Origin of the sequence: Aeromicrobium sp. 50.2.37 (assembly GCF_024655735.1) — a bacterium.
In the GTDB taxonomy this organism is placed as follows: Bacteria; Actinomycetota; Actinomycetes; order Propionibacteriales; family Nocardioidaceae; genus Aeromicrobium.
This window is the reverse complement of record NZ_JANLGG010000057.1, coordinates 1-2,084: the sequence shown is the minus strand read 5'-3', so window position 1 is coordinate 2,084 and position 2,084 is coordinate 1. Positions and strand designations below refer to the sequence as shown.

The following is a 2,084-nucleotide window of genomic DNA, read 5'->3' as shown; positions in this document are numbered from 1 at the left end:
GCTCGCGCGCCTGCTGCCCGTGCACCAGGGCGTCGCCGTGCTGGCGTGCCCCCGCGACGGCGGCGCCGTGCCGGTCGACGTCGCCCCTGACGTCCTGACCGCCGCCTCGCGGGCCTTCGACCTCGTCGTCGCCGACGTGCCCCGGCACCTCGACTCCCTCGGGTCGGCCGTGCTCGCGCGGTGCGAGGGTGCGGTGCTGCTGGTGCCCGAGGACGTGCGGTGCGTGGCGGCGGCGCGCATCGTGCTGGCCCAGGTGCGCGAGCACGTCCCGCGGGTGGCGCTCGTGACGGCTCGGCGCGCGGGAGGCCTCGGCTCGGGCCCGGTGGCCGAGGCGCTGAGGCTCCCGGTGGTCGCGCGGATCGCCCACGACCGTCGGCTGCGGGCCGACCTCGACCACGGCCGCGGCCCCGGACGGTCGCGCACCCTGCGCCGGGCCTCGGGGCAGGTGCTCGACGTCCTCGGCCTGGCGGCGGCGGGCCGGCCGTGACCACCATCGACGCCGCCCTCGTCGGACGGGTGCGCTCGCGGCTCGCCGCCGAGGTGCGTGAGCCCAGCGCGCAGGCCGTGGCCGAGGCCCTGGGGCTCGAGGCAGGGCTGCACGGCAGCGCCTCGGTGCTCGCCGTGGTCGATGCCCTGCAGCGGGAACGGCGCGGGGCGGGGGTCCTGCAACCGTTGCTGGACGACGCCGACGTCACCGACGTGGTGGTCAACGGCTCCGGCGCCGTGCACGTGGACCGCGGGCACGGGCTCGAGCGGACCGACCTGCGGTTCGCCGACGACGCGGCGGTGCGGCGGCTGGCCCAGCGGCTGGCGGCCCAGGCCGGCCGACGGCTCGACGACGCGAGTCCCTGGGTCGATGCCCGCCTGCCCGACGGCACCCGTCTGCATGCCGTGCTGGCGCCGCTGGTGCGCCCCGGCACGGCCATCAGCCTGCGGGTCCCGGCCCGGCGCTCGTTCACGCTCGAGCAGCTCGTGGCCGCCGGCGGGATCGACGTCGAGGCCGCCCGGCTGCTGCAGCGGGTCGTCGAGACCCGGGTGGCCTTCGTCGTGAGCGGCGGCACCGGCAGCGGCAAGACGACGCTGCTCGGCACGCTGCTCGGGCTGGTGCCGCCGGCCGAACGCCTCGTGGTGGTCGAGGACGCGGCCGAGCTGGCCCCGGACCACCCTCACGTCGTGTCGTTGGAGGCCCGGCCGGCCAACGCGGAGGGTGCCGGACTCGTGACCGTGCGCGACCTCGTGCGGCAGGCGCTGCGCATGCGGCCGGACCGGCTCGTCGTCGGCGAGGTGCGCGGGGGAGAGGTCGTCGACCTGCTCGCCGCGCTCAACACCGGGCACGAGGGTGGGTGCGGCACCATCCACGCGAACTCCGCGGCCGACGTCCCGGCCCGGTTCGAGGCGCTGGGGGTGGCCGGGGGCCTGGCGCGCGACGCCGTGCACAGCCAGCTGGCGGCCGGGGTCGACGTGGTGGTGCACCTGCGTCGAGGCCGCGACGGCCTGCGTCGGGTCGAGGAGGTCGGGGTCCTGCACGCGGCGGAGCCCGACGGGCACGGCACGGTTCGCTGCGTCCGTGCGGTCGGGCTCGTCGACGGTCGCTGGGCGGACGGTCCCGGTCGTGACCGGCTCGAGGCCCTGCTGGACAGCCACGCATGACGGGCTCCACGGTGCTGCTCGCGGTGGTGGCGGCGGGACTGTCCGGGTGCGCCGTGCTGCTCTGGCTGCCGCCGCCGGCGTGGCTGGTCGCCCTGCGCCTCGGGCGCGCGACGTCGCGGCCGCACCAGGGTGACGGTTCGCCACCTCCAGCGGCGCGCCCGCTCCTGCTGCGGGTGGTGGCGTGGCGCCGCTGGCGGTCGTGGGTGCCCGCCGCGCTCGCAGCCGTTGCGGCCCCGTGGTTCGTCACGTCGCCGGTGTCCGCCCTGCTCCTGGCCACGGTGGCGGCCGTCGCCGTGGTGGCGTCGTCGTTCGTCGAGCGGCACCGCGCCGCGCGAGCCGCGAGCGAGCGGGCGGTGCGGGTCGCGGCCACGATCGAGCTGCTGTCTCTTATACACATCTGACGCTGCCGACGACTACCACTATGTGTAGATCCT

2 protein-coding genes and 1 pseudogene are annotated in these 2,084 nt (G+C 77.4%); all 3 read left to right on the top strand.

Translation table 11 applies throughout. The features are described from left to right. Positions 1 to 487, top strand: a pseudogene (locus NUV38_RS17075) (hypothetical protein); the annotation flags it as partial. Then, positions 484 to 1,650, top strand: coding sequence for a TadA family conjugal transfer-associated ATPase (locus NUV38_RS17070; protein ID WP_257730258.1), 1,167 nt, complete (start codon positions 484 to 486; stop codon positions 1,648 to 1,650). The pseudogene NUV38_RS17075 and the gene NUV38_RS17070, both read left to right, overlap by 4 nt. Then, positions 1,647 to 2,051 carry a hypothetical protein gene (locus NUV38_RS17065; protein WP_257730257.1) on the top strand — a complete coding sequence of 135 codons (405 nt, stop codon included), beginning with the start codon at positions 1,647 to 1,649 and terminating at the stop codon, positions 2,049 to 2,051. Before NUV38_RS17070 ends, NUV38_RS17065 begins: the two co-directional genes overlap by 4 nt. The last annotated feature ends 33 nt before the right edge of the window (positions 2,052 to 2,084 follow it).

Excerpts from the sequence above, each read along its gene's own strand:
- NUV38_RS17065 (WP_257730257.1), top strand. The coding sequence starts at position 1,647 with ATGACGGGCTCCACGGTGCTGCTCGCGGTGGTGGCGGCGGGACTGTCC.